We start from the raw sequence: 6,938 nt of genomic DNA, 5'->3' as shown, positions 1-6,938 counted from the left end.
AAATCCAAAAATCCAAACGCGACTCTCCGGAACGACGCGATATCCCGCACTCTCAGGCCTCGTTGTTCAGACCTTCCTTAGATGCCCTGCTCAGGTCAGGCGTCGTCCGCCATCCATCAATAAAGCCCCGGCCCAAGGCTGTTGCGATTCCCTATTCCCTATTCCCGATTCACTTCTTAGGCAGATACAACAGCGGATCCACCGGCTTGCCGTTGTAGCGGATCTCGAAGTGCAGCATGTCGCGGGCAGCGCCGCTGCGGCCCATCTCGGCGATCTGCTGGCCGGCCTTGACGCTCTGGCCTTCGTTGAGCAGGCGCTTGCGGTTGTGCCCGTAGGCCGACAGCCACTGGTCGTTGTGCTTGATGATGATCAGCTCGCCGTAGCCGACCAGGCCGGCGCCGGAGTACACCACCACACCGTCGGCCGCGGCACGCACCGCCTGCCCGCTGGCGCCGGCGATGTCGACGCCCTGTTTGGTGGTTTCGCCAGTGACGAAGGTGCCGACCACCACGCCATCGGCCGGCCAGCGCCACGGGAATCCGCTGCTGACCGGCGCTGCAATCGGGGCGCTCGGGCGCGGCGGAACCACCGTGCCGGCGGTGGAACTACCGCCGCCGGGCTTGCTGGCGCCGGGCGGGTAGAGCTTGAGGGTCTGCCCGGGATAGATGGTGTTCGGTGAGGCCAGGCCATTCCAGGCCGCCAGATCCGGCGCGGTGATGTTGGTTCGGCGCGAGATGGCGTACAGCGTGTCGCCGCGCTGGACGGTGACGGTCGCGCCCGGGCGCGGCACCGACGGACGTGGCGCCGCGGACGGACGTGCGGACGCCGAACCGCCGCCGACTCCGGGCGAACGCACCACCGTGGCGCTGCTGCAGGCGGCCAGCCCGACGGCGACTGCGAGCAGGACTGCTGTCTTACGTACCGAATTCATCTGCAACTTGCTCATCCGTTGGTTGTCTTCCACACCAGCCACCCTGCTCCCACCGCCAGCACCGCCATGGCCACCCAGCCCAGCGGCTCGATCCAGCGATGCAACGCGGCTTCGGCACGCGCTCCACCCAGGCGGATCGCGCCGGCCACCAGATACACACGCTTGCCCCGCCCCACCAGCATGCTGGCGATGAAGGGCAGGATCGGCACGCCGACCACGCCCGAGGCCCAGGTAAAGATCTTCAACGGAATCGGCGTAAAGCCCACCAGCACCAGTGCCCAGAAGGCCTTCCACGGCGAATCGGCGACCAACGTGCGCAGGGTTTCGATCTGCGCCTGGATCTTCGCGCTCCAGCCCAGCCATTCGATCAGCGGCTGCAACGCGGCAAAGGCGAAATGGCCCAGCAGATAGCCGACCAGCGCGCCGCAGACCGATCCGATCAGGCTCAGGGTGGCGAACCACAACGCACGCCTGGGTTCGGCCAGCGACATCGGCGCCAGCATCACCTCCGGCGGCACCGGGAAGATGAAACCCTCCACGAAACTGAGGCCGGTCAGCAGCGCCGGAGCGCGGCGATTGCGCGACCAACGAATGGCCACGTCGTACAACGGCCCGAAGATCTTCATCGAGAAACTCTCATGGATTCAATCCAGCATGCCCGACAACAGCGGGACGAACGTGACCGGCGCCAGAACCTGCTGTTCGATCGTGCCGTCGGCAGCGCGCGTGAGTTGCACCAGCGATTGCGACGAGGCCCCACCGACCGGGGCGACCAGCCGTCCGCCCACCGCCAGTTGATCGACCAGCGCATCGACCAGTGCCGGGGCGGCGGCGGTGACCACGATGGCGTCGTAGGGGCCGTGTTCGGGCCAACCGATGCGGCCGTCGTCGTGCTTGCTGCGCACATTCATGCCCAGATGCCGGAAGCGCTTGCGCGCCTGCCGCAGCAGGTCGCCAATGCGCTCGACCGTGTACACCTCCAGACCCAGCGCGGCCAGGATCGCGCCCTGGTAGCCGGAACCGGTGCCCACTTCGAGCACCTTGGTCGGGCCGACCTGCAGCACCGCCTCGGTCATCCGCGCGACCACCCAGGGCTGCGAGATGGTCTGGCCGTGGCCGATCGGCAAGGCGGTGTCTTCGTAGGCGCGCGAGGCCAGCGCTTCGTCGATGAACAGATGGCGCGGCACCGTGCGCACCGCGTTGAGCGTGGCCTCGTCCTGGATGCCGGCCTCGCGCAGGCGTTCGACCAGCCGGTCGCGCACGCGTTGCGAGGTCATGCCGATCCCGACCGACTCCGGTTGCAGGCGTAGCCTGGGCGTCATGCCGGTGTATCCAGCGCGGCGGTCAAGCCGCCCACCCAGCCGGCCACCGTCTCCAACGCCTGATAGCGGGTCAGATCGACATGGATCGGGGTGATCGAGATATGCCCGGTACGCACGGCATGGAAGTCGGTGCCGGCGCCGGCGTCCTGCTCCGGCCCGGCCGGGCCGATCCAGTACACGGTGCGGCCGCGCGGATCGCGCTGCGGCACGCAGGGCTCGGACCGATGGCGGTTGCCGAGCCGGGTGACCTCGAAACCGAGCACATCCGACCAGGCCAGATCCGGCACGTTGACGTTGAGGATGGTGTCGGCAGGCAACGGGTCGGCCTTCAGCCGTGCCACGATCTCCACTGCGGCGCGCGCGGCGGTGTCGTAGTGATGCGCCTCGTGGTTGTGCGTCACCAGCGACACCGCCACCGCGGGCAGGCCGAGGAAGCGGCCTTCCATCGCGGCGGACACGGTGCCCGAATAGATCACGTCGTCGCCGAGATTGGCCGAGTTGTTGATGCCGGAAACCACGATGTCCGGGTCGTAATCGAGCATGCCGGTCAGCGCCAGATGCACGCAGTCGGTCGGCGTGCCGGCCACTGCGCAGGTTTGCGCGTCGATGCGGCGGGTGCGGATCGGCACATCCAGCGTCAGCGAATTGCTGGCGCCGGAGCGGTCGCGGTCGGGCGCGACCACCATCACTTCATGACCGGCATGGCGCAGCGCCTCGGCCAAAATCTGGATGCCGGGGGCGTCGACACCGTCGTCGTTGCTAACCAGTACGCGCATGGGACTCCTCGGAAAACCGGGCCATGATACCGGATGCGTCCGCGCCCTTCGCGCTTGATCTTCGCTTGCACCTGAGGTTGGGCAGGTTAGGCTGTGAGCATGTCGCATCCTGAAGACGAAGACGACGGCGCGCTGTTCCGCGCAGCGATCGGCGCGGTCAAGCCGATTCGTGAAGTCGCCCCACCGGCCAATGCCAAGCCGCGCCCCAAGCCGCGCGCGCGCATGGCCGAGCGCGACGATGCGGAAGCGCACACCGAATTCGCGCGTCTGCTGCGCGACAGTGCGCCGCTGGAGGCGGGCGATACCGCCAGCTACCGGCGCGAGAATCTTCCCGCCCGATTGTTTCAGCGGCTCAAGCGCGGTCAATTCTCGATCCAGGACGAACTGGACCTGCATGGCGCCACCGCCGCGCAGGCCGAATCCCTGCTGCGGCAGTTCCTGCTGGAAGCGCATGCGCACGACCATGGCTGCGTGCGCATCATCCATGGCAAGGGTCTGCAGTCCGACAATGGCGCGCCGGTGTTGAAGAACCTGATGGATCGCCTGCTGCGTCAGCGCAACGACGTGCTGGCGTTTCATTCCGCGCCGGCCACGCAGGGTGGCACCGGGGCGTTGCTGGTGTTGCTGGCGCGGCGTTAGGGCCCATTGGGTAACCGGTCGCCGACCTGGATTGCAGGCATGCGCTTGCGTGGGGACGGGCTGAGGGGCAGGCCCGTCGCGGCCTGGTCCGCTCCTACGGCGGTGACGGGTTTGCCGGGTGGCCGACGACCACCGTACAGGCCTGGGCGTCGGAACGCGGGCCGGTGTTGAGACGGCCGGCGTCGCTGACCTCGCCGAGCTCCCACAGCACCGCGGTGGCGTAGCAGCCTGGCGGCAGTGCGAGTTCGAGCTGCAGGCTATGCGCATCCAGCCAGCGGTACTCCAGCTGTTGCGGACGCAGGCGCAGTGCGCGGCGCTCCTGCTTCAGGCCTGCGGCCTCCAGGCCTTGCCGCAGCACTTCGGATTGCGGATCGGACAAGGCGCCCTGCTCCACCGCCGCGGCCTGGTCGGTCGAACGCAGCTCGCCGGCGCCCCACAACGGCCCGCTGGGATGGATATCGAAGCGCGCCAGGCGCTGCGCCAGTACATCGCTGAACGGCTCGGGGCCGAACACGCTGCGCGAGCCATCCAGCATCCACGCCTCGCCATCCAATGCGGTGTCCCAGGTGCCCTGCTCCACGCGAGCGGTGAGCACACGATTGAACAACGCCGAGCGCGCCGCCGACAGCAGCATCGAGCGCTGATCGTTGCGCAGCCGTCGCCGGGATGTCGGCGCCGCTGACAACGTGCCATCGGCATTGGAGACGTAACCGAACATCGCCAACGCAGAAGCCACGTTGCCGCCATCGCGGCCAAAACGCTGCTCACCAAACCAGTTCGGGATACCGCGCGCGGCGATCGCCTGCAGGCGCTGATCAATCGCAGCGCGTTCGCCCTGCACTTGGCGCAACGTCAACACGAAACGATTGCCCAGCAGCGCGCCGCGTTGCAGCTTGCGGTTGTGCCAGGTGCTGTCGATGACCTGCATCTCGTCGTCGTCGAGCGTGGCGAGCTCCGGCGCGATGCGCTTGGGCAGATGCACGCTGAAGCGCTGCGTGGTCACCGCATGGCGGTCTTTCAGGCCGGCGTAGCTGACGCCCATCTCGGCGATCCCGGCCCACTGCGCGAGTTTCTTCGCGATGTAGGCGGTGTTCTGCCCACGCTTGCGGATGGTGAGCAACAGGTGCTCGCCTTCGCCGGAGGGCTCGAAGGCCGGCAGCTCATCGACCTGAAAATCGTCGGGCGTGCTGCGCATTGCCGCGCCAAGGACCGCAGCGCCATGCGCACGTGGGAGAACAGAGGTGTCGCTCATGCTGTGATTTACCTTCGCGCCGACAGGTCGTGCGCTGTGTGCCGAATGCCTCGGCGCGGTGGTGTCGCGTTGCAACGCCAAGATGAGCTCGGCGCGGGTAACCGCGATGTGGAACGGCTAGAAAACCTGGCCGGCGGTGGTCAGATGGGTGTGGACGCTGCGCTCAGAACCGCGGGATATGCGTGATGATCACTGTACCCAGCACCGTCCGCGCCCGACCGGCGGTGAGCGCAGGTGTCTTGTTAGCTGCGGTCAGGCAGCGATCTTGCCAAGCAATACCGCCGCCTGCGCCGCAATGCCCTCGCTGCGGCCGGTGAAGCCGAGTTTTTCGCTGGTGGTGGCCTTGACGCTGACCGCATCGAGTTCGATCGCCAGCAGGCCGGCGATACGTTCGCGCATCGCCAGCGCATGCGGGCCGATCTTGGGACGCTCGCAGATCACGGTGACATCGGCATTGCCGACACGCCAGCCACGCTCGCGCAGCAAATGATCGCAATGCTGCAGGAACTGCGCGCTGTCGGCATCCTTCCAGCGCGCATCGGACGGCGGGAAATGCTGCCCGATATCGCCCAGCGCCAGCGCGCCCAGCATCGCATCGCACAGCGCATGCAGCACCACGTCGCCATCGCTGTGCGCAAGCACGCCATGGCTGTGCGCGACGCGCACGCCGCCCAGCATCACGTGGTCGCCCGCACCGAATGCATGCACGTCGTAGCCCTGACCGATTCGAAAATTGAAAGACATGGAAAATCCGTGGTGAGTGAGAGTGCCCAACAACAGGGAGCAAGCAGTCGTTTAGGTCGGCATGGACGCTGCAAACAGACCGCAGTGTACGAGTGGCCTGCACAGCCGGTTCCGCAAACCGGCCTCGCAATCGTTCGACAGCCGCTCTAACGCGTGTTGACGTCGTGATTGGCACCGGCAAACACCGCATCGTTGCGTGTGGCCACCAATTCGGCATCTACCGCCACGCCGCGGCGCGCGAGTTCGAATTCGAAGCGCGCCAGATCCGTTGGCGTGGTCACCTTGAAGTTGTCTTCGGCACCTTCCACCAGCAACGGGCGCAATCCCAGCCGCTCCATCGCCATCGCCTCGTCGGTCACATCCACCCCGGCCGCCGATGCTTCGGTCAGGCCGCGGATCAGTTGATGGCGACGAAACAGCTGCGGGGTCAGCGCGCGCCACAGCCGCTCGCGCGGCTCGGTGGCATCGATGCCGCCATCGTCGCCGGCACGCTTGAGGGTGTCGCGCACCGGTGCGGCCAGGATCGCGCCGACCGGATCGCCGCGGCCGATTTCCAGTAGGCGCTCCAGATCGGCCAAGGCCAGATTAGGCCGCGCGGCGTCGTGCACCAGCACAAAGTCATCGGCGCGCACGCTCTCGGGCAAGGCCAGCAATCCGGCCAGCACCGATGCGGCACGTGTCCCACCGCCGACGCAGGTCACTACCGGCTTGGCCTGCACCGCGGTCCAGCCTGGCCAATCCGCATCGTCGGGGGCGATGGCCACCACGATGCCGGCCACCGCCGGATGCGCGGCAAGCGCCGCCAGCGTGTAGGCCATCAGCGGTTGCCCGGCAGCGTGCAGATATTGTTTGGGGGTCTGTCCACCAAAGCGCGTGCCGCGCCCGGCGGCCGGCACGATCGCCCAGATCGAACCGGTCATGGCTGTTCCGCCGGCGCGTCAGGCTCGACGGGTTCGGCCGACGGCGCGGCCACTGCGGGCGGCAGCGGCGGTGCATCCTCGACCACACGATAGAACGTCTCGCCGGGCTTGATCATGCCCAGCTCGCTGCGCGCGCGTTCCTCGATTGCCGCCTCGCCGTCCTTCAAATCCTTCACCTCTGCTGCCAACGCCTGGTTGCGTTGGCGCAGACCTTCGTTGTCCTGTGTCTGATGCGCGACCTGGGCTTCCAGCATCATGACTTCGCCGGAATTCCCAGGCCCGAACCAGAAGCGGTACTGCAGCCAAGCCAGCAGCACCGCCAGCACCAGCAGTAGCCAGCGCCAGTTGCGCACG

The 6,938-nt window shown here is 67.2% G+C and carries 9 protein-coding genes; 1 reads left to right on the top strand and 8 read right to left on the bottom strand.

Features of this window, described 5'->3' with window-relative positions; genetic code table 11:
- Nucleotides 1-169 precede the first annotated feature (169 nt).
- The 4 genes from LL972_RS12475 to surE are packed head-to-tail and all read right to left on the bottom strand — an operon-like array spanning nucleotide 170 to nucleotide 3,029.
- On the bottom strand, nucleotides 170-946 hold the full coding sequence (locus LL972_RS12475; protein WP_228327866.1) for a peptidoglycan DD-metalloendopeptidase family protein: 777 nt from the start codon (nucleotides 944-946) through the stop codon (nucleotides 170-172).
- Complete coding sequence (locus tag LL972_RS12470) at nucleotides 943-1,557, bottom strand: YqaA family protein (RefSeq protein ID WP_016904009.1); 615 nt, start codon at nucleotides 1,555-1,557, stop codon at nucleotides 943-945. Before LL972_RS12470 ends, LL972_RS12475 begins: the two co-directional genes overlap by 4 nt.
- Before the next feature lie 18 nt (nucleotides 1,558-1,575).
- Nucleotides 1,576-2,253 carry a protein-L-isoaspartate(D-aspartate) O-methyltransferase gene (locus LL972_RS12465; RefSeq protein ID WP_167707274.1) on the bottom strand — a complete coding sequence of 226 codons (678 nt, stop codon included), beginning with the start codon at nucleotides 2,251-2,253 and terminating at the stop codon, nucleotides 1,576-1,578.
- Nucleotides 2,250-3,029 carry a 5'/3'-nucleotidase SurE gene (surE, locus tag LL972_RS12460; protein ID WP_228327865.1) on the bottom strand — a complete coding sequence of 260 codons (780 nt, stop codon included), beginning with the start codon at nucleotides 3,027-3,029 and terminating at the stop codon, nucleotides 2,250-2,252. The genes LL972_RS12465 and surE overlap by 4 nt, the downstream gene beginning before the upstream one ends.
- Nucleotides 3,030-3,128: 99 nt before the next feature.
- On the opposite strand from surE, the gene LL972_RS12455 reads away from it, so the two are divergent.
- On the top strand, nucleotides 3,129-3,668 hold the full coding sequence (locus LL972_RS12455; protein WP_228327864.1) for a Smr/MutS family protein: 540 nt from the start codon (nucleotides 3,129-3,131) through the stop codon (nucleotides 3,666-3,668).
- Between the two features lie 94 nt (nucleotides 3,669-3,762).
- Here LL972_RS12455 and truD read toward each other — a convergent pair whose 3' ends face one another.
- The 4 genes from truD to ftsB all read right to left on the bottom strand — a co-directional run bounded on the left by truD (nucleotide 3,763) and on the right by ftsB (nucleotide 6,937).
- On the bottom strand, nucleotides 3,763-4,920 hold the full coding sequence (gene truD / locus LL972_RS12450; protein ID WP_228327863.1) for a tRNA pseudouridine(13) synthase TruD: 1,158 nt from the start codon (nucleotides 4,918-4,920) through the stop codon (nucleotides 3,763-3,765).
- Between the two features lie 252 nt (nucleotides 4,921-5,172).
- Complete coding sequence (gene ispF, locus LL972_RS12445; protein WP_104582885.1) at nucleotides 5,173-5,664, bottom strand: 2-C-methyl-D-erythritol 2,4-cyclodiphosphate synthase; 492 nt, start codon at nucleotides 5,662-5,664, stop codon at nucleotides 5,173-5,175.
- 146 nt (nucleotides 5,665-5,810) lie between these two features.
- Entirely contained in the window at nucleotides 5,811-6,584 is a 774-nt protein-coding gene (gene ispD, locus LL972_RS12440; protein WP_228327862.1) for a 2-C-methyl-D-erythritol 4-phosphate cytidylyltransferase, read from the bottom strand.
- Nucleotides 6,581-6,937 carry a cell division protein FtsB gene (gene ftsB / locus LL972_RS12435; protein WP_228327861.1) on the bottom strand — a complete coding sequence of 119 codons (357 nt, stop codon included), beginning with the start codon at nucleotides 6,935-6,937 and terminating at the stop codon, nucleotides 6,581-6,583. Before ftsB ends, ispD begins: the two co-directional genes overlap by 4 nt.
- Between the last annotated feature and the right edge of the window lies 1 nt (nucleotide 6,938).

Source organism: Xanthomonas campestris pv. asclepiadis (assembly GCF_020784175.1).
Taxonomy (GTDB): domain Bacteria; phylum Pseudomonadota; class Gammaproteobacteria; order Xanthomonadales; family Xanthomonadaceae; genus Xanthomonas; species Xanthomonas campestris_D.
This window is presented reverse-complemented; position numbering and strand designations above follow the sequence as displayed.